General features: G+C 48.1%; 3 protein-coding genes. All 3 read left to right on the top strand.

Features of this window, described 5'->3' with window-relative positions:
- Positions 1–82: 82 nt before the first annotated feature.
- The 3 genes from AB0L18_RS03115 (at position 83) to AB0L18_RS03105 (ending at position 23737) form a co-directional block, all read left to right on the top strand.
- Positions 83–11098: an HYR domain-containing protein gene (locus AB0L18_RS03115; protein WP_367391124.1), complete on the top strand. Its 11016-nt coding sequence runs from the start codon at positions 83–85 to the stop codon at positions 11096–11098.
- Positions 11099–11342: 244 nt separating this feature from the next.
- Positions 11343–11681, top strand: coding sequence for a LytR/AlgR family response regulator transcription factor (locus AB0L18_RS03110; RefSeq protein ID WP_367391123.1), 339 nt, complete (start codon positions 11343–11345; stop codon positions 11679–11681).
- 383 nt (positions 11682–12064) lie between these two features.
- Positions 12065–23737: an HYR domain-containing protein gene (locus AB0L18_RS03105; RefSeq protein WP_367391122.1), complete on the top strand. Its 11673-nt coding sequence runs from the start codon at positions 12065–12067 to the stop codon at positions 23735–23737.

Raw genomic sequence — 23737 nt, 5'->3', positions numbered from 1 at the left:
TTACTTCCTAATGTAATACCTGTCATTTTTCAATTGACCGATTGAAAAGTGATATGCTTTTTTACGACAAATTATACATCTCATGAACGTAATACTACCATCGCGTGGTGTTTCTTGTGATTTATTCGCAGGACATAAACACCTGTTTACCACTCTATTTCTATTCCTGTTTACCTGTTCCATTAATTTACTTCAGGCACAAAATACCTGCACTTGGGAAGAACCTCAGGGAACTGTGACTAACCAGAACTTTGAGAACGATGGAACCGATATCACCCCCGATAATCCCGCCTCGGCAAGTACCTCGTTCAGCTATACCATACCGGGAAATACTTTTTCCGTTGGCGATGGTGGTTTGGCTGGTGTTGTGCTGGATGCTGATTTAGACATCGAGATTTGCTTTTGGGGGGACATGAATGGCGCTGATGAAAATTTTGATGTGACGATCGAAGGAAGCAGTGCCGTTACCGTAAATGTCGAAATGGCCACTAGTGCTGCAGATCCTTATTGCCAGACTTTCACCCTAACCATTGCGGAAGCAAGCACCGCCTTAGCGGATGGACAGATTACGGTAACCTACGATAACCTGGGCACCGATTGGTATCCCCAGATATTGTCGCCAGGGATCAACCTTAATACCGGTTCGAATAACTTTAATGCACAAGTAGCTGCGATATCTGCCAACTACAGTTATGCTATCGAGGATGACCCAATACCTGTTTTTTGTCAGGCCCAACCCAATGTAGATCTGGGGACTTATGTAAGTGGCCAAACTGCTACCAGTGCGTTTGATAACTTTTCCGGTAATGGCGTATTGGTAGACGGAAGAACACTGGATTTATCTGCGTCCGAAATTGAGATCAGTACCCTTGACCGGGACGCCATCAATGCTATAAATTACAACTTCATTTGTGACGATAATTCTGACCTGGTCGATCAATTTCTCTTTCAGGTATATGAAGTTCCCGTTGCCACTTTGATGGATGGAGTCGTAAGCTGTGGGGTGACCGGGAATTATAATTTGAACGAATTGTTTGTTGCCGGAACCACCTCCGGTGGGACCTTTACCACAAGCACTCCTGATGCAGAAATATTAGGTGGCAACTATCTTTCTTTCTCTGGTTTTGGTTGTGTCGATATTACCTATACACTGGAAAACCCTGGCAACTGTAGTGGGGTCGGGGAAGTTTTAACGGCTGATGCCATGGTCTTTTTTCCCGAAACACCTACACCTAGTTTTTCCATCACCTCTTCTACAACTTGTTGGGACGGTGATTCTGACCTGATTGTTGAGGTGAGTCCTTCCGAATTTACTTACACAGGAACATTAAGCAGGCTCTGGACAGCTACCGGAACCAACCTAAGCGTTAGTGTCACCGATGAAACTACGGATAGCCCCGTAATCACGGTGTCCAACCCAACCAGCTTATTGGGGAGCTTACAGATTTGCTACGAAGAATCCATCAATACCCCCGCCGGTACTTGTACAGAAGGTACGGACTGTGCTGTTCAAAGCTGCACAACCATTACGATCGCCAGCAGCGGCTGTAATGAAGATTGCCTGGAGTTTAATCCAGCGGCCGATGTTTGCCCCATTCTTACTAATTCGTTCATCTCCCTCACCATTTTTAACGTTACGTTCGATCTGGGTAGCGAACTAATACCTTTTTTCGAGGCATCCGTAGTAACGGGCGATTACGTTGAAGAGAACAATTTTGATGCGGGTGGTACCGAGGATCCAATCATTACCTGTGATGATGAAGGCATTGCTGTAAGTTGGGATTTTGGTTTAAATAATGACTTTTTTCCGGAAGGCGATGCGTTGGATACACCCATAGCGGATAATATCTCCGGCGTTGGAGACGTCTGTGATCTCGTGGATGATGTAGCGATTCCTTATCCTACGGGTTTCTGTGGGAATTGTGGTCCTGGGCAAGGATTTTGTATCAATATACTAGGCGTTAGACCTTGTATTACAACAAGCACATGGAAGCCTTTGGAATTTCTCGACTTTAGTTTTGATATTCCGATTACTGGTGAATCAACTACCGTATGTTCAGCAACGGTTAGAGATCTCATTGTTGATCCTGTGCAGGAAATCGTAGAGGAAACTGCCGTATCCGTCGTTTGGGCAGATACGGATGGCGATGGAGCTTTTGATCAGGTGCTAAGTGGCGCAGGTATCCTTGGGGACGGTTCTGGAGATGGTAGTGGATTTGTTTATAACAATGTAGATGGAGAAGGTATCATCACTGTTCGTAACGTAACTGCGTCCGTAATTGCGCCTTACTCACCCTGTGTGACACCTGATGGGGTTGATTTGCTGGAGATACTGCCTATTGATTTTATTCCTGTTGCTGGCCCAATCATTCGACAAGCACTTACCTCTGCAGGGATTAATGTTAATATAGCTCCATCCGCTATGTACGATTTACCAATCAGGGTAGAAAATGATGAAGCACCACGATTTCCTAACCCCAGAAGAGAATACACTTTTGCTACTGGCGACGCCTGTGGTGAAGCTGTGAACTGGGATATTCCATTAGCTGTTGATGGCTGCACCGGTGAATTTATTGAAAATATTGTGCAATTATCAGGGCCTACCTCCGGCTCGATTCTTGAGCCTTCGCCAGGGGAGGTCAATTACGTGGATGCTTACGGCAACCAAGTGTATGTAGATGCTGACGGTAATGAATATCCAATTTGCCAAAATTCAGATGGTGATTTTGTGATCATGGATTATCCGCAGGACTGTGAGGACGAAAGAAACGCAACCGTTGTTGACATCAATGACTACACACCATTAATGGTTGCTGGCTACCGTGTTGAATACCAGGCAACAGCCTGTAACGGAATCCAGACGATCCACGCGTTGTATATCAATGTGGTACCTGGTGACCCGATCTTGGTTACCCCAAGAGATTTGACCCTGAGAAACGACGTAGATGCTTGTTCTCGTATTGTAACCGGCATTGCACCGCTGGCAGGTTTGGAGTGTAATACGACGATCACCTGGACGGCTGATAATGGTGCGGTTCCTTCCAGTGGAACAGATGATGCTAGTGGCACTGATTTTCAACTAGGCACGACCACCGTTACTTACACAATGACTGCTGATTTGAATGGCGATGGTGTCATCGATGCGAATGATCCTGCTATTCCTTGCGGGGAGTCGCAAGAAACGCAGATGTGTACCTTCACCATTACGATAGAAGACCACCAGAAGCCTACTGCTTACTGTAGTGATTTTACAGTGCAGCTTGACAAAACGGGAAGTGCTACCGTTTTCGCAACTGACCTTGATGGAGGTAGTGTCGATAATTGCCCTGGTGAGTTAACGATTGAAGTATCCAAAGCCGATGTTGTAGAGAATTTCGGTGATGCTGTAACTTTCGACTGTTTTGAAGAGGGCCAAAACACGGTGATTGTCAGAGTGCTTGATGCCGCTGAGCACGATGGTGATCCTTTAACGGACGAGCGCAACGAACGTCGCTGTTTATCCCTGGTAACCGTTGTAGACTACTTTGAAGGATTCGAGGTTGGCCTTGATGTTCCTGAATTATGCCTTGAAGCCAATAATGAAGAGCAGCTCAATTTTGCCAACTACCTCACTATCGCTATGCCTAATGGTACGACTACCACTCACATGGATGAGGTGCTCGATATGGACGATGTCGTTGGTGTGTTTGGTATTTCAACTTTCGTGCGTTCTCCTGGTGGCCCTCCTAGCTCCGGCACCACCGTTGGCACCAGCCCCGACAATCCAGGCGATGCAGGCTACATTAATCCATTGACTGGAGAATATACCCCTGGGACGGGTACCGGCTTTGTCACCATAACTTATGTACTGGGTATCGCTGGGCAGGTAGAACCCGGAATTTTCAACCTCGAGGGTTGTTACATTCTGGTACAAGATGTATTTGAACTGCGCCAGCCGCTTGATATGGAGTCTCCAGAGTGTGAGTGTATCGTACAGAATGATAGAGTAGTTGACCTGGGTGAAATTACTGGTGGCCTTGAACCTTATACTATTCAGTACGGTGGCGTTCAATTGGATGTGGACAGTGATGGTGTTGCTGATGATGCAGACGGTGAGTTTACTTATGATGAGGAGGCTGGCTTTGATGTCATCGATTTCACCGAAGATTTAGGCAACCTTTTGGTGGACTATACTCAACCTACTTGGTCGTTTACCATTGTCGATGCGCGTGGCTGTGAACTCTTCCGTTCTGGTTCCTGTGATAACGATGACGAAAATGGCACTCCCGAAATTTTGTGCGAAGACCTGGGCCCCGTAGCCCTTACAACGGATGAATTTGTCTGTGAAGCCCAGTACACTTGGGAACACACCTTACCGACGGATAATTGTGATGTCATCCTTTATACTTATACGATTACCAACCCTGATGGTTCAATTGCCGGGCCTTTTGATATCACTGCCTTGTTGAATCCGGATATTACAAATCCGCTTCCCGACCAATTTTTTGCTACTTACGATTTTGAACATTTTAGTCCTACGGAGAACATCTCTACTGTTACCTACTACGCGGAAGATGCCGTAGGCAATTTCAGTCAGTGCAGTTTTGAAGTAACGGTTACCGATGACGATCCGCCTTATTTTATCAATTGCCCGGAGCCGGCAGTTATTGTAGATGCCCCACCAACCTGGTGCAGTGCTTACGCTAACTACTCCTTGCCATTAGCCGAAGATAACTGTGATATCCCGGTCGTAACACAAATCGATGATACCGGGCTCACCTCTGGCGATATCTACCCGGTGGGTATCACTATTAACACCTTTGAAGCGGTAGATGCTACGGGTAATACTACTACTTGTGATGTGAAGATCATCGTCAATGATTATCATACCCCTCCAAGCTTTGAATGTCCGGGCGATGTGGTTGATGACAATGACTTTGGTGATTGCGGAGCCATCGTTGATGGTATTGCACCCTTTAATATTGAAGACAATTGTCCCGATAACCTGACGGTTGCCTACCGTATTGAAGACGAAATGGGTAACGAAGTGGCTAGCGGCCTTGATGATGCCAGCGGAAATTTCTTCGCGCAGGGCACCAGTACGGTACGTTATTCCTTGCAGGATATGCCACTGCTGCTGATTACGGAGATCACCCATGACCTGAGTGACCCGGTAGATGGTACCCTTCCAGTACCTCCGTTTACCGCAGGCAATCCACCGACGGGAGACTACCTGGAAATTACCAACTTCAATGCTGCGAACCTGGATGTAAGCTGCCTGATGATCGAACGCCTTTCGGCGGCCGGGAGCGAACTATTTGCCGTTCCTACTGGCGTTATTCTTGCGCCGGGTGGTGTTCTGACTATCCATTTCGGGGATGGCACCGATAGTCCTGCCGATCACTTTTACAATGTACCCGGTGCGGCAGACTTGCAAGCCACTGATCCGGCTGCTTATATCGTAAGCTTGTCGCGCTCGATATTGGATATCGCTGTGCTAAACGGTTACGACATCAGCGGATTGGCTCCTCCGCAGTACAATCTTGCCGGACGAACAGTAGCTGACTATTGGTCGGGAACCATCAGCCCTGTCTTCGGTAGTGGTATCGTGCGGACAACCGTTTGGGATACCAATACCGCCAGTGATTTCGAGCCGGGGGAGGCTTGTTTACCTACTACTATTGGCATGCTCAACCCCAGTTTGCCCCAGCCTACTCCCAATGGTGCGCAAACGGCGATCCAGGCCCAGCATACGACCCGCATAGAGTGTAGTTTCACGGTTACCATCGTTGATGCGGAGGAAGCGGTCTGCGGGCTTTATGGTGACTACCAGGAATACCCCGGAGCTTCCGAAACCATTGCTTACGGCGAATGTGTGGAGTCTATTGTAACAGTTGACGAATTCTATACCATTGCCGATCTCAACCTTTTCCTTGCAGGGAACGCGGGCGACTTCTCGGACCTTACCTTTACGCTCATCAGTCCGGAAGGAACAGCCATTGAGTTGCTAGTAGCAGCTTGCCCTGGAAGTACGGCCTTCGACTTTATTCTTGACGGTGATCCCGAGCTGGCAGCTCCTTTCTTGGACAACTGTGCTACTTTGGGGGATGGACTGGCACTGATACCTACGGGGGATATCGAAGCCTTTAATGGAGAACAAGCCCAGGGCGACTGGATCTTACAGGTTGGCCACAACGGAACGGTCACCACCGAGCTCGCTATCCTTGATGCGTGGAGCTTGCTCATCAGCGCTCGCGAGGCTTATGACGAAATGGATGTAACCTTAGAGAATGACCTGAACTTATGCGGGGCAGAATATACCTATCTGCATCCGATCCTCTTTGATAATTGCCCCGGCGGTACGGTACAATTGACGATCACCTTTGAGGATGGTACCCTCGAATTGGATCAGACTCTACCTATCTTTCCTGAAAATACCGAGTTTACCTACTTCTTCCAGGTAGGAGAGACCACGGTTCTTTACACCCTAACCGACGCGGCGGGTAACGTATCCACCTGCGGATTTGTGGTCACTGTACTAGATACCCAGTTTCCGGAAATCACTTGTCCAGATGACCAGGTCATTCAATTAGGGCCGGGAGAATGTGAAACCAATGAGTACCCAACTACCCCCGTTTTTGAATTCGATAACTGTCCGGATTACGTACTCAGTTCTTTCCCGCCGGGAACCCCGGTGCCCATCGGAGATACGACCATCACGCTAATCATCACAGATGCTTCGGGTAATGAAACGACTTGTACCTATAACTTGACGGTGCTGGAATTTGAAACGGCCCAAGATTTAGCTTGTATCGGCGAACAGAACGTCTCCCTAGGAGCAGATTGTGAAGCGACGATCACCGCGGAAATGATCCTCACCGGGGACCTCTACCGCTGTTATGATAATTACATTGTGACGCTCTATCCTGGCCCTCCCGACAGTGGTTTCGACCCTATACCTACTTCTCCCACTGTAACGGTAGATTACGTAGGACAGACCATCGTGGCGGAGATATGTGACCCCGATACCGGTGAATGCTGCTGGGGTTTTGTGAACATAGAATACAAGTTAATTCCTGAATTCATCTGTCCTTCGGATACGGTGGTTAATTGTACTGATCTTACGGGGCCAGACTTGCTGGGCTTTCCCGAGGTTACTTCCTGTGTTCCTGGCGGTGCCATCATCTCCCATGTTGATGCGCTCACCGATAACGGAGCTTGTGGCGAACCTCGTTTTGTAATTGATCGCACTTGGACGGTATCCGACGCGGTAGGAAATTCTGCCCAGTGCGTCCAGACCATTGAGGTGGCGACTTTTGATCTGGATCAGATCATTTTTCCAGAAAACTACGACGGAATAACGAACCCCGTTCTGGATTGTTCGGAAGTACTTGTTGACCCTAGCCTCACCTCGCCCGACAGTTTGGGTTATCCCACCATCAATGGGACCAACCTGTATGCAGCGATCTACTGTTCGGCGGCGATCAACTATAACGACGAGATCTTTTACATTTGTGACAACAGCTACCTCTTGTTCAGAACCTGGCGTGTCGTCAATCAGTGCCTGCCTAATCCTTTATCAGATGTTCGGGAGTTTACCCAGCTTATCCGGGTAGAAGATTCGGACGGTCCTGATTTGAACTGCCCGGAAAATGAAACGATCAGTGTTTCGCCATTTAACTGTAGGGCTACTTACCAAATACCCTTGTTGGATATTATCGATGCGTGTTCGGAGGTTACCTATATTGTTCAAGTGGATAATGATACCCTTGATTTTCAGTTCAATAACCAATACCTGGTTACTGGTCTGGAAAGGGGAGATCATACCATTACTTACCTCGCCCAGGATGCTTGTGGGATTCGCTCCCAGTGTAGCTATATCGTGACGGTAGAAGACCAGATTGCACCCTTCGCGATTTGTGATGATGAGCTAAATGTGTCGATTGGTGGTGGTGATGTAGCGAACGGAGTTTTTGGTCAGGCCCGCATCCATGCTACTGATGTTGACGAAGGTTCCAGTGATAACTGTAGCACTGTCGATCTGGAGGTTCGCCGTAATTACTGGGCAAATGGTACTTGTACTGATAATTTTGAGGATTGGAGCCCTTGGGGCGACTTTATTGACTTCTACTGCTGTGATATCAACAATGAGATCACCATTGAACTGCGGGTAACGGATGCTTCTGGCAACCAGAACACCTGTTGGATGGTCATCACGCCAGAAGATAAACTCAATCCGTACTGTTACGCACCAGAGGATGTATCCTTGACGTGCAACGACCTTCCGCTAGCCTTCCCTGGAGACATTCAGACGGCTTATGACGAAGATTTCGCGGCCACGTCGACCATGATGAGCTCGATCTTCGGAGGAGCAACAGGAACCGATAACTGTGCCGTGGATACCATCGTAGAGCGTACGCCCAACATCCAGGTGAATGATTGTGGTTGGGGAACGATTACGCGTCGTTTCGAAGCTTGGCAGTTGCGCCCTGCCGGTGATGCTAACGCCAACGGAGCTATCGATATCAACGAAGTGTTCCGTTCGACGAACAGCTGCAACCAGGTGATTACGATTACCGAAGTACACAATTTTGTGATCGACTTCCCCGAAGATGCGGATGCTGATTGTGGCGATCCCAATGTGCCAACGATCATTACGACCGCAGAAGGTTGTGATGTACTGACGGTTAATATCGGCGAACCTGTGGTTTATTCCGCTACGGGCGATGAATGCTATAAACTCAGCATCACCTACGATGTCATCAACTGGTGTTTGTGGGATGGTGAATACACTGGCTACGTACTCGCTCGGATGACGGAAGATGATGGGGAAGCGCTACCAGTGGATCGTGCCGTAGAAGGCAACGAACGCCCGGTAATCACCTACACCAGTGCCGCTGGCTTGTGTATCGATCGCAACCACACGGACCGCGACGGCGATTCTGATTTGGACAATTGTGCTTCGCCACAATTACCTAACTACGGTCGCTACATTTACACCCAGTTTGTGAAAGTATACGATTCAACGGTACCAGTAATAACCGTCCCTGAATATGGAGGCCCCACGGATCTTTGTCCGACACTGGAGCCCGGCCAGTTTGGTGATGTTACGGGCAACTGTGAAGCTCAAGTAAGCATTCCTTTCACGATTTCAGATGAGTGTGAACTCTTCGACGGTGCGGGCAACCTGGTCATCAGCCTCGTATCCGCAGAACTGGATGCCTTTGCGGTGGACATTAATGGTGATGGTGACATTACCTCCAATGAGTTCTTGGTCGAAGCTGGTGCTGCTGGTAATGTGATGGCCAATATCACCGACAATGGTGACGGCACCTACTCGTTTGACGGTAGCTTCCCGATCATTACCAGTGCCATGGGCGATAACATCTACCACGCGGTGCGGGTACTGTTTGAAGATGGCTGTGGAAACCAGGTCAGTGAAACCCTCGTCTTCGACGTGATCGACTGCAAAGGTCCCGCGCCCATCTGTATCAACGGCCTAACTGCTACCCTGATGCCGCAGGCGGAAGGGGGCTGCGCTATGACGATCTGGGCCAGTGACTTTGAGGGGTCTCCCATCTACGATTGTACCGGCCAGGGGCCACTGACCAATGCGGATGGTTTGCCCCGTGTGACGAAGTACGCAATTTACCGTGCTGCCGAAGTGGAGGCTGACCCCAACTTTGTACCTCACCCTACAAATACCGGATTGGTATTAACGGAGGACGATGATCAGACAACCGTCGTTTATGTTTACGCCTTTGACGAAGAAGATAACTACGACTATTGTGAAACCTATGTCTTGGTACAGCCACATAACTCCTGTAACGGACCAGATGGTGCAACCATTGCCGGCGTAATAACGACTACCGCCAACGAAACCATCGAAGGGGTAGAAGTGAGTATCAATGGTGCTGCACAGATGAGTATGACGACTGGTACGGATGGGGCTTTCAACTTCGAGTTACTGCAACTTGGAGGAGATTACACGGTAACGCCTTATCACAATGACAACCCATTAAACGGGGTGACGACCTTCGATATCGTTTTGATCAGTAAGCATATTCTGAACATTGATCCATTAGATAGTCCTTACCAGCGTCTCGCTGCGGATGTCAACAATTCGGAGACGATTACTACCCTGGATTTGATCCAGGTTCGTAAGCTGATCTTGAACATTACCACCGAGTTTACCAACAACACCAGTTGGAGGTTCATACCTGCGAGCTATGTGTTCCCGAACGAACTCAATCCGTGGCAGGAGACTTTCCCGGAATTGATCAATATCAATAACCTGTCAGCCGCCCAACTGAATGCTGATTTCATTGGTGTGAAAACGGGTGATGTCAATGGCAATGCGCAGGCGAATGCACTGGCGGGTGATGATCGCACTTTAAACGGCATTTTCTACCTCGAAGCAGAGGATATTGACCTTAAGGCAGGCAATACCTACACGGTAGCCTTTACGGGGGAAGACCTCGCCAATGTTCAAGGTTTTCAGGGAACGCTACAATTTATCGGCATGGAACTGATCAACATGGAATACGGAGCTGCTACCAGTGAAAACTTTGGTTTGCGGTATGTGAACGAAGGTGCCATAACCATGAGTTATAACGACAACGGCGGCGATAGCGACGCGATGCATCTCGTCGCCACCACCACCACCACCGATCACCTCTTCAGCCTGGTGCTTCGTGCCAGTGAGGATGCCAAGTTGAGTGAGTTACTGCAAGTGAATAGCCGTTACACGATTGCGGAGGCTTACCGCGAAGGTACGTTGACGGATTTCGGACTTTCGTTTTCTGGGACCGCGCACAGACAAGGCGAATTCGTTCTCTATCAGAATGTACCCAATCCTTTCACGGAAGGTACCATGATTGGCTTTGATTTACCCGCTGCAGCTACCGCTACTATCACCATTCGTGATGCAAAGGGAGCACTGATCCGGGTAATTGAAGGCGATTACGGCGCAGGCTACCACACGGTGAACGTCACCAAGCAGATGATCAATAGCACTACTGGCGTACTGAGCTACACGATAGAAGCCCGTCTGGCCAATGGCGAAGCCGAACAGGCCGGTGATTATCGGGCGACGAAGCAGATGATTGTGGTGGATTAATATCCCAACGTAATAAATACGATTACAGGTGGCGACATCCTTCGGGGTGCCGCCGTTTTTTATTTGGTCTAATTTGATGGTCCTATAAGTGTAGTCATGCTTTGGGGGTAGTAAAGTGTTGATTAGAGGGTTTTTGTTAGGTAAAATATTTATTGGCAGTATTTATCCATACCTTTCATCATCTTGTCCTACGCTTAGGGTAAGTCCAAGTCTGATTTTGAAGTATCAGTACTAAAAAACCTACATGTCCACCATATTCAATGAATTTTTATTTCTAAAACGCAAAGGTGTTTACGAAAAAGTAGCGATCAGCGATATTATGTTTTTGCAGGTCAGCGGCGACTACGTGAGTTGTTGTCTAAAGACGGAAGAACTATTTATTATCCGTATCAGTCTTAATAAATTATCGGAGCTACTTGCCCCCTTTGGTTTTATGCGCATTCATCGAAGTTTCCTGATTCAGCTGTCTTTAATTGAGTCTATCAGTTTTCAGGAAGATTTTATTACCATTAGCAGGCACCAAATACCAATTAATAGAAATAGTAAAAGAAAGTTGGGAGAGTTAATTACTAAGCTAGAGTAGTCAAATAAGCATTATTTTAAAGTCACTTTACAGAATTATCTACGGGTTAAGTCCAACTCAATTTCAAGCTCCTCCTTTGTAATTTACCGCTTGTCGCACTATTGGTTCCATTCAGCGCAAAGGTCTTATTAGTGAAAGTTTAATAGGTATTTTTACCTCTGGTAGGCAGTCCGACGACCTTTTGCATTAGCTGCCTACAGCTTACTGTTTCCCGTATTGCGTACACTTTTGACAGCATCATTTCTGATGTTTACTTCCTCTATTCAATTTTGGAAATAGATTTTTGATACTGGCCCTCTTCTTTTTTGGCGAGTAATGTTTTCCCCTTAGACCGTTTGAAAGGCTAACAACAAATCGTAATAGTACAACTCAACCTGTAACTCATGACCACACCTTTACATCTCATGTTCAAAAAGAAAATGCTGGGCTTTGTCCGGCCCCAAAATTACCAGAGTAGCCTATGGTTACTATTGGTGTTTTTTATTTTAAGTATTAATGGCCTCCGTGCCCAGTGTACCTTTGCCGAGGAATATACGCTTTCCGAACATTATCAATTTGGAGATTATTGTCCAGCAATTACCTCCCAGAGTGGGTCTCTGAGTGCCGCAGATCCAGTCTTTACCCGGCCTAATGGTACGGCGGGTGAATTTTACTACTACGAGCGCTTTGATTTTTTTATCGATGCGATAGATGTCTACACCTTCAGCATGCCTGATATTCCTGGCGAGGATTTTTATTTTGCCCTTTATCAGGGAGGGTTTAATCCTGGTCTGCCAAATACTAACCTTCTGGCAACTGATGATGATGGTGGCGGTGGCTTTAGCCCGGAGCTAATGCTTCAGCTGATATTGGTGCCAGGTAATTATACTTTGGTAACTACCACATTTTCTTCTTCAGATGCCGCAGGTGGGTATAATTACAGCATCAATAGTGCCAGTGGAGGAAATGTGCTTAGTTGTTTTGGGGCGGGAAACCCGGCGCGTGATCTCCAGGAGACCATCGAGGTAGGTTTCCCTGAAGGTATCACGCCAACCCCCGATGGGCCTATGCTTATCAATATCTGTTTTGCGGGAGATTTAAATACCGAATACCTGGAAGTCAGGATTAGTAACCAGCTTTTTTATATCGGGAATCTGGGGTATGCTACTCCTAGTATACAATATAATGCTTACTGTCGGGATTTTGTCATTCCTGCGGGTACGGTAGCTACCGATCTCATCGATGGTGATATTGATATAGACGTGCGGCCTTATGTTACTGGAGGAGACTGGGTCGCTGGGGATGATTTTGCCTTTAGTGTTACGAATGTGTCCATAGATTTTACTGCCGACGAATTTAATTTTGTTCATCCCGCGGATGGGGAATTAACCGATGTAGATGGTGACTTTCGTCTAGTGCTTTGCCCGGAGGATGGCTTTTACGATTTTAATGGTTTGGCCCCCGATGAATTAAGACATGTCGCTGTTGGTGCGAACACCTACACGGCATATACCGATTTTGTGAGTGGTGACCTGTTTACAGATACTGGAGGTACTGCTGGAGATTATGTCGACAATGAATCAGGCACTACCCAGATTTGTGCACCTGCCGGAGAAACCATTACGCTAAATTTTACCAGCTTCAACGTAGAAGCTGGTTTTGATGATTTAAATATCTCCGGCTCCATAGCGAGCGATGGAAGTTATGATGGGACTACTGGACCCGGGATAGTCACTTCTAATCCCGGTGGATGTTTGACTTTTGCATTTAATTCCGATCTCTCTGTCACCCCGTTCGGTTGGGAAGCGATCATCGCAATTTCCAATGATGATACCCCTTACCGTATCAGTCCTGCTGATGGGAATACCGACCCAGACTATTTTGATGAAAGCACGGGGGTGCTAGATATAAGCATTGCTCCTCCCGGCATCTATACGGTTAGTTACTTTAATTCGGAAGGCCCTTGTACCATCGGTGGAAGTGTACGGGCGGAAGTCATTGCTCCCCCGATTGCCCAGTTGAAACCGACCTTTATCAATTGCAACGTAGTGGGCAATATGATTGATCTATCCGTTATGTTTGACGGAGCCAATGCTGGCGGCGGCCTTTTCTCACAAGTGAGTGGCCCACCGGCGACCATCTCTCCCGAAGGATTTCTAACGGTGCCTGATGGTGGTGGATGCTTTGAGATTCAATACGCGGTAGATAACGAAACTGTTTGTGGAACAGCTATTATTACGAGTGCTCCTGCTCAATTACTCATACTTTTGGAACCTATGCCATTGTTTACAACCAGCGCAATGGGCCCTATTTGTAATGCTGGAGGTACCGAAACCATCGTCGTTACCAATAGTGCCAATCCAGGAGCTAATCAGTTACTAACAGTCCGAAGTAATAATGGAATGGTAGCAGGAAACCCCGCGGTAACTCCCGTAACCATCGGATTTGGAAATGTAGACCTTAGTGGCCCCGCAGAACAAGGCTCCTATGTTTATACCATTTGTCTTACAGAATCTAATAATGCGCCCACCGACTGTTTGAATACATTACCTGCAGATGATCCTTCTACAATGGATGAAGATGAAAGTACCTACAGTGATTGTTCTACAACTTATTGTCAATCAATTACTATTTATAACGATGGTGTTAATTGTCAACCCGGTGCTGGTTTTGCCAGTGAATGTGACCCTGATCCTGATGCCTACGATGTTTGTGGTGTAGAGGTGAAAAATAGTCTGGATTTATCGTGTAGCTTCTTTACATTAAATGGACCGCAACTGATTGAAGCCGAGATCACCAACGCTCCCGGGATCATTCAGTGTACGGATGACGAAGTGTGTTTTGACTGGCAAGGCAGTCTTCCCGGAGATTTGGGAGACATTGCAACGGGAGGCCCGACTTTAGGTGACTTAAACCCGGCTGCTAGTGTGATCTGTGATATTATTACTTTTGAATTTTGCATACCATTAATCGTTACAGATTTATGTATTGACCCTATTCCTTTGGGGTCATTTGAAGATGCTTGTGATCAGACTATCGGGCAAATTATTTTTACCAACCTCGGTGCTATTATTGGTGGTGATGGTGGTTCCGGAATCGTCGTTGCGGATACGGATGGTGATGGAAATTTTGACCAGATTGTTGAAGAATACACTTTTCCGGCATCCAGCAGTTCTACTGCTTATCCTGGCCAGGCTTGTGTTCCTAATAATATTCAAGGACCATCAGGTACGATCACACTTCGCAATGTAACCTCCTGGCCTTTTGATGCGGCCGGTACCTGCGGAGATGTAACCAGCGAATCTATCAATTTATTAGAATTACTGCCGATCGGTGCTATTCCTATTGTGGGTATCATTATTGAAGACCTCCTGGCAGCGGCTTCCTGTAATGTGGACCTGGTTTTCTCAGATGAAGAAACGGTGGAGATTCCCGTTTATAACAATTCTGTACCGGTGTTTTCGAATTGCCCGGAGAACGGCTACGTCTTCTCCGAAGATGGTGTTTGTGATACGGAGGCCAACTGGTCGATCCCCGTTGCTTTTGACGGTTGTAGTATCGGCACCCTGGAATATAAAGGCTTTACCAATTCTGATGGTATGGCATTGACGTACTACAACGTTGATGACCCCATCAATCTACCTGATCCCGTCAATTTGGATATAAATGGGGAAGTTTTGGAATCAGGCCTTTACCAAACGGCAGGACCACTTCCTGGTTCTGACCTTGATCCCGGAACTTATACCATCATCTATACCGCTTATTCGTGCTCTGGTACGGTGGGTATTTGCACCTTCGATGTGGTGGTTTCTGCTGGAGACCCAATGCTTGCTTGCCCTGGGAATGAATCAGGAAATATTACCGTAAAAGCGGATGCTGACCTTTGTACCGCTAACGTTACAGGCTTAGCTCCTGTTCAAGGCTTAAGTTGTGCTACCGTTGTGAATTACGATATCACCTATCCAGCCGCTAGTGGTCTTCCCAATACAACTACCACCACTGCTTATTCTTTAGCCAACCGTGGTATTCATAATGATGCCAGTGGATTAACCTTCCCGGTGGGAGTGAGTACCATCGAGTATACCATGATGGTTGATCTCGACAATGATGGTGCGGTAACGAGTACGGTAGATGGCGTCATGGAAACCCAAACCTGTAGCTTTACCCTTACGGTACAGGACGAACAGCCTCCTAGCCCCCGTTGTATTGATATCGACGTTCAGTTGGACAATACGGGAAATGTGACGGTTTATGCTGCTGAGCAAATGAATGCAGACCTTCCTTATATTGACGGAGGAAGTACCGATAACTGCGGTATTCAGAGCATTCTGGTTGGGAAAGGAGCAGATACACCAACCCTTTCAGTCGATTTTAACTGTACGGAAACCGGCTACAATCTGGTCACCCTACACGTTACCGATACTGATAATAATACCTTTACTTGTCTTTCTCAAATTCACGTCGAAGACTTCTTTGAAGGAATTGCCTTTGACCTGGATTTGCCAGAAATTTGTCTGGAAGCCAATAACGATACGCAGCTAGATTTCTCTAACTATCTGGTGATCACCCTGCCTGATGGTACGGTACTCAATCACCATCAAGTTGAAAATAATCCTTATTTAGGAGAAGCCTTGGGTGGTTTTGGGATTACAGCTTTTGCTCCGGATACCGGCGCTCCAGTAGGAACGGTTGGTTCTATTACACCTGATGGTGTTTATACCCCCGGCACTGGTAGTGGTTTTATTACTGTTTCCTACCTCTTGGCTTTACCTGATGCTCCGGAAGACTTTATGGTCCAAAACGGCATGCTTGGCCTATCTGGTTGTGTGGAAATTGTTCACTCTACTTTCGAGTTGCGCCAGCCATTGGATATGGCGTCGCCAGAGTGTGAATGTATTGCACAAAACGATCGGGTCGTTAACCTCGGTGTAATAAGTGGCGGCTTAGAGCCTTACACTATTCAATTCTCAGGAGTGAGACTGGATGTAGACAATGATGCCGTTTATGATGATATGGACGGAGAGTTTACCTACCAAGGTTCATTCACGGGGTCTAACGGAATAACGACCAATTACGACAATACTGATTTTTCTGAAGACCTGGGTAACCTACTCGTAGATTACACCCAGCCTACCTGGTCTTTCACCGTCGTCGATGCGCGCGGTTGTGAACTTTTCCGCTCCGGCTCTTGTGACAATCCCGATTCGGAGGAAGTGCCCGAAATTCTTTGTGAAGATCTCGGTCCCGTCAATTTGACCACCGAAGAATTCCTTTGTGAAAGACAGTACGTTTGGGACCACACCCTACCTACCGATAACTGTGATGTCATTCTCTACACTTACACCATTACTAATCCTGATGGCAGTATCGAAGGACCGTTTGACCTGACTGGATTACTAAATCCAGATAATACGAATCCGCTGTCTCCTCAGTTCAGAGGAGTGTACGAATTCCAGCATGATTCTCCTACGAACTTTACCTCTACCGTTACCTATTATGCTGAAGATGCGACGGGTAACAACGTCGAGTGTAGTTTCCAGGTGAACGTTATCGACGATATCCCACCTCGCTTTATCAACTGCCCGGAACCAGCCGTAATTGTCGACGCACCACCGACCTGGTGTTCTGCTTACGCGAATTACTCCCTACCGTTGGCCGTTGATAATTGTGATATCCCCGTGGTGACCCAAGTGGATGATACCGGACTTACCTCTGGCGATATCTACCCCGTAGGGATTACGATCAACACCTTCGAGGCCGTTGACCTGTCTGGTAACACTACCCGCTGTGATGTGAAGATCATTGTGAACGACTACCATACACCTCCTACTTGGGAATGCCCTGAAAATGTAGTGACCGATAGCGATCCAGGTGATTGCGGAGCTATTGTCGATAACATCGCTCCGTTTAATATTGATGACAACTGTATTCCTAACCTGACGGTCGCTTACCGCATTGATGATGCCGATGGCAATGAGATTGCCAATGGCCTGGATGATGCCAGCGGCACCTTCTTCGACTTAGGTACCAGCACCGTGAGCTACTCCTTGCAGGATATGCCTTTGTTGCTGATTACAGAAGTTACCCACGATCTTAGCGACTTGGTTGATGGTACGATCCCCGTGCCCGATTACATTGCTACGGCTGGTAACCCCACTACGGGTGATTACCTGGAAATTACCAATTTCAATTCAGCGACCCTCGATGTAAGCTGTTTGCAGATTGAGCGGGTGTTTGCTACTGGGAAAGAAATTTACGCCGTTCCCACCTTTACGATATTGGAACCGGGTGGTGTATTGATCATTCACTTTGGTAATGGAACGGATGCTCCAGCTGATCACTTCTTCAACGTACCTGATGCTGTTGATTTACCAGCAAATGAACCTGCGGCTTACATTATAAGCCTATCACGTTCCATCTTGGATGTTGCCATCATGAACAACTACGACATCAGTAGTTTTGGCCCTCCAGCCTATAACCTTGCAGGTCGTACCATGGCCGACTACTGGTCGGGCAATATTGGCCCGGTCTACGGTGGTGGCATCGTCCGTACGACGGTTTGGGATACCAATACCTCAGCGGATTTTGTGCCGGGTGAAGCTTGTATTCCTACCACCATCGGTACCTTGAATCCGATGCTTCCGCAACCCGTGCCCAATGGAGCGCATACCGCTATTCAAGCGCAGCCAACCACGCGTCAGGAATGTAGCTTTACCGTGGAAGTCTCTGATGATGAAGATCCGATTTGTGGCCTTTACGGCAATTATATCAATTACGCTGGCGCAGCTGCCGTGATTGATTACGGTAAGTGTGTAGAGATCCCGTTAATCGTTACGGATGCCTTCTCTATCGCTGACTTGAATCTGCTTTTGGCGGGTAGCGGTGGTGATTTTGGTAACCTGACCTTTACCCTGATCAGTCCGGAAGGAACTGCCATTGAGCTTCTTGATGCGATTTGCCCTGGCAGCAACGTCTTTGATTTCACCCTCGATGGTGACCCCGAATTGGCCGATCCTATCCTCGATAACTGTGCCAACCTGGGCAGCAGCGAGGCCTTTGTACCCGTAGGTAATATCGAAGCCTTCAACGGCGAGGCAGTTCAAGGAACCTGGATTTTGCAAATCGGACACAACGGTCAAGTAAGTACTGTCTCTACCAACCTGACGGCCTGGAGCCTGGACATCAGCGCCCGCGAGGCTTACACCCAAGGCGATGAAACCCTGGAGAATGACCTCGACCTTTGTGGCGCAGAATTTACCTGGTTGCAGTCAATCCTCTTTGATAACTGTGCTGGTGGAAGCATTTCCTTCACGATCACTTTTGAAGATGGCACGGTAGAAGTGAGTGAAACCTTGCCGATTTTTCCCGAGAACACACCTTTCACACACTTCTTTACCGTAGGGGTGACCCAAGTGACTTACGTCCTCACGGATGCTCAGGGCAATACCTCTACCTGCGGATTTGAAGTGACGGTGCTGGATACCCAGTTTCCTGAAATTACTTGTCCACCGGATTTGGTGATTCAGCTTGATCCAGGTGAGTGTGATACCGATGATTACCCGACCACACCGATTTTCGAATACGATAATTGCCCAGCCTACGTACTGAGTTCTTTCCCTCCGGGAACGCCCGTACCTATTGGTGACACGATTATTACGCTGATCATTACTGATGCTTCGGGCAACGTGACGGAGTGTACCTATAACCTGACGGTGTTGGAACACATCCCTACGGGTGATATCGCTTGTGTGGCCGACCAGAACGTCTCTTTAGGACCAGACTGTATGGCGACGATCACGGCGGATATGCTCCTTAGCGGCAATGATTACCGTTGTTACGATAACTACATTGTGACCCTCTATCCCGATTTGCCGGATACGGGCGTTGATCCAATTGCAACATCTCCCGTAATTGGAGAAGAATTTGTGGGGCAAACCATTGTTGCAGAAATATGTGATCCGGCTACCGGATTGTGCTGCTGGGGTTACGTCCACGTTGACTTCTACGATGCACCTGAATTTATCTGTCCGCCCGATGCGATGGTGACTTGTATCGAGTCTACCCATCCCGATGCTTTGGGTTACCCTGTGGTGACTTCTTGTGTTCCTGGTGGTGCGACCATTGAATTTGACGATGAGGTGGTAGATAATGGCACCTGTGGCGAGCCCCGTTTGATCATCTCTCGTACCTGGACGGTAACGGATGGTGTAGGCAACTTTTCACAATGTGTTCAAAACATCGTAATGGCTGCTTTCGACCTCGATCAGGTCATATTCCCGGAAAGCTATGATGGTATTGATAATCCCGTCTTGGCTTGTGGAGATGTCCTCAATGATCCTTCCCTGACCTCTGTGGATAGCCTTGGCGTTCCCACGATTGACGGGCAGAGCCTTTACACGGCGGGTTATTGTACGGCCGCGATGAACTACGAAGACGATGTCTTCACTATTTGTGAAAACAGCTATATCATTTTCCGTCAGTGGCGGGTAATCAACCAGTGTTTGCCTAATCCATTGGCCAGCGCAAGAACATTTACCCAAACGATAAGGGTGGAAGATTTGGACGGCCCCAACTTGGTCTGTCCGGCAGATGAAACCATCAGTGTGTCTCCCTTCAACTGTGAAGCGACTTACCTGGTACCACCGCTGGTGTCTATTGATGCTTGTTCCGCAGTGACCTACCAGGTGGAAGTAGATGGGGATACTTTGGTGTACCGTCCTGATAACCTTTATATTCTTACGGGATTAGATTTAGGAGACCATACCATTAGGTACCTAGCTAAAGACGCCTGTAATAAATTGTCGAACTGTAGCTATACCCTTACGGTGGAAGACCAGATTGCCCCAACAGCAAGCTGCAACGAGCAATTGGTCGTATCGCTGGGCGGTGGTGACATTGCCAACGATCTGTACGGAGAAGCACGTATACTGGCGGCTGATGTCAACGAAGGTTCCAATGATAATTGTAGCGCAGTGACCCTGGCCGTTCGCCGAAATTACTGGCAAGATGGCACCTGTGACGAAAGTGCTGACCGCTGGAGTCCCTGGGCTGGTTACATCGACTTTTATTGCTGTGATATCAATCAGGAGATTACCATTGAGCTAAGAGCGACGGATATCTTCGGTAATGAAAATACCTGTTGGATGGTCATCACGCCAGAGGATAAACTCAATCCGTACTGTTACGCACCAGAGGATGTATCCTTGACGTGCAACGACCTTCCGCTAGCCTTCCCTGGAGACATTCAGACGGCTTATGACGAAGATTTCGCGGCCACGTCGACCATGATGAGCTCGATCTTCGGAGGAGCAACAGGAACCGATAACTGTGCTGTGGATACCATCGTAGAGCGTACGCCCAATATCCAGGTGAATGATTGTGGATGGGGAACGATTACGCGTCGTTTCGAAGCTTGGCAGTTGCGCCCTGCCGGTGATGCTAACGCCAACGGAGCTATCGATATCAACGAAGTGTTCCGTTCGACGAACAGCTGCAACCAGGTGATTACGATTACCGAAGTACACAATTTTGTGATCGACTTCCCCGAAGATGCGGATGCTGATTGTGGCGATCCCAATGTGCCAACGATCATTACGACCGCAGAAGGTTGTGATGTACTGACGGTTAATATCGGAGAACCTGTGGTTTATTCCGCTACGGGCGATGAATGCTACAAACTCAGCATCACCTACGATGTCATCAACTGGTGTTTGTGGGATGGTGAATACACTGGCTACGTACTCGCTCGGATGACGGAAGATGATGGGGAAGCGCTACCAGTGGATCGTGCCGTAGAAGGCAACGAACGCCCGGTAATCACTTACACCAGTGCCGCTGGCTTGTGTATCGATCGCAACCACACGGACCGCGACGGCGATTCTGATTTGGACAATTGTGCTTCGCCACAATTACCTAACTACGGTCGCTACATTTACACCCAGTTTGTGAAAGTATACGATTCTACAGTACCGGTTATAACGGTAGGGGAATACGGTGGCCCCACGGATTTTTGTCCTACACTGGAGCCCGGCCAGTTTGGTGATGTTACGGGCAACTGTGAAGCTCAAGTAAGCATTCCTTTCACGATTTCAGATGAGTGCGAACTCTTCGACGGTGCGGGCAACCTGGTCATCAGCCTCGTATCCGCAGAATTGGATGCCTTTGCGGTGGACATTAATGGTGATGGTGACATTACCTCCAATGAGTTCTTGGTCGAAGCTGGTGCTGCTGGTAATGTGATGGCCAATATCACCGACAATGGTGACGGCACCTACTCGTTTGACGGTAGCTTCCCGATCATTACCAGTGCCATGGGCGATAACATCTACCACGCGGTACGGGTACTGTTTGAAGATGGCTGTGGAAACCAGGTGAGTGAAACCCTCGTCTTCGACGTGATCGACTGCAAAGGTCCCGCGCCCATCTGTATCAACGGCCTAACTGCTACCCTGATGCCGCAGGCGGAAGGGGGCTGCGCTATGACGATCTGGGCCAGTGACTTTGAAGGGTCTCCCATCTATGATTGTACCGGCCAGGGGCCACTGACCAATGCGGATGGTTTGCCCCGTGTGACGAAGTACGCTATTTACCGTGCTGCCGAAGTGGAGGCTGACCCCAACTTTGTACCTCACCCTACAAATACCGGATTGGTATTAACGGAGGATGATGATCAGACAACCGTCGTTTATGTTTATGCTTTTGACGAAGAAGGAAACTATGACTATTGTGAAACTTACGTCTTGGTACAGCCACATAACTCCTGTAACGGACCAGATGGTGCAACCATTGCCGGCGTAATAACGACTACCGCCAGCGAAACCATCGAAGGGGTAGAAGTGAGCATCAATGGTGCTGCACAGATGAGCATGACGACTGGTACGGATGGGGCTTTCAACTTCGAGGTACTGCAACTTGGAGGAGATTACACGGTAACACCTTATCACAATGACAACCCATTAAACGGGGTGACGACCTTCGATATCGTTTTGATCAGTAAGCATATTCTGAACATTGATCCATTAGATAGTCCTTACCAACGTCTCGCTGCGGATGTCAACAATTCGGAGACGATTACTACCCTGGATTTGATCCAGGTTCGTAAGCTGATCTTGAACATTACCACCGAGTTTACCAACAACACCAGCTGGCGGTTTATCCCTGCGAGCTATGTGTTCCCGAATGAACTCAATCCATGGCAGGAGACTTTCCCGGAATTGATCAATATCAATAACCTGTCAGCCGCCCAACTGAATGCTGATTTCATTGGTGTGAAAACGGGTGATGTCAATGGCAATGCGCAGGCGAATGCACTGGCGGGTGATGATCGCACTTTAAACGGCATTTTCTACCTCGAAGCAGAGGACATTGACATGAAGGCAGGCAATACCTACACGGTAGCCGTGAGGGCGCAGAACCTGAACCAGATCGAAGGCTACCAGGGTACATTGCAATTGTGCGGTGCGGAATTGGTGGACATCGAATACGGACAGGCCACAGAGGAGAATTTTGGTCTGCGTTACGCCAACGAAGGTGCCATCACGACGAGCTGGAACCACAACGGCGGTAGAGACGGATTGACATCAGTCTCCCACGACGATGTGCTGGTCAGCCTGGTGTTGAAAGCAACCGAAGACCAGCCCCTGCGCGAAGCGCTGAGCATCACCAGCCGTTACACGGTGGCGGAGGCTTACCCCAGCCCTGAGAGGGGAGAACAACTGCTTGACTTAGGGTTGGTGTTCAGCGACAGAGACGCTTTGCCAAGTGTCTTTACGCTATACCAGAACACCCCCAACCCATTTGCGGCGGCAACCCTGATCGGGTTTAACCTGCCTGCCGCTCAGGCAGGCCTGCCTCAGTATGCAACGGTAACAGTAACGATCAATGATGCCAGGGGACGGATATTGACCGTCATCAAAGGCGATTTTGCAGAGGGCTACAACACGATCAACGTGACCAAGCAGATGATCCAGGGAGCTACAGGTGTACTAAGCTACACCGTAGAAGCCCGTCTGGCCAATGGCGAAGCCGGACAGGCCGGTGATTATCGTGCAACGAAGCAAATGATAGTGATAGATTAG

This window comes from Lewinella sp. LCG006, assembly GCF_040784935.1.
In the GTDB taxonomy this organism is placed as follows: domain Bacteria; phylum Bacteroidota; class Bacteroidia; order Chitinophagales; family Saprospiraceae; genus Lewinella.
Note: the sequence above shows the minus strand (reverse complement) of the source record. Positions and strands in the feature narration are given on the sequence as shown.

What these genes read in the sequence shown, in the direction of transcription:
- AB0L18_RS03115 (WP_367391124.1), top strand. Translation starts at nt 83, where the DNA reads ATGAACGTAATACTACCATCGCGTGGTGTTTCTTGTGATTTATTCGCA.
- AB0L18_RS03110 (WP_367391123.1), top strand. Translation starts at nt 11,343, where the DNA reads ATGTCCACCATATTCAATGAATTTTTATTTCTAAAACGCAAAGGTGTT.
- AB0L18_RS03105 (WP_367391122.1), top strand. Translation starts at nt 12,065, where the DNA reads ATGACCACACCTTTACATCTCATGTTCAAAAAGAAAATGCTGGGCTTT.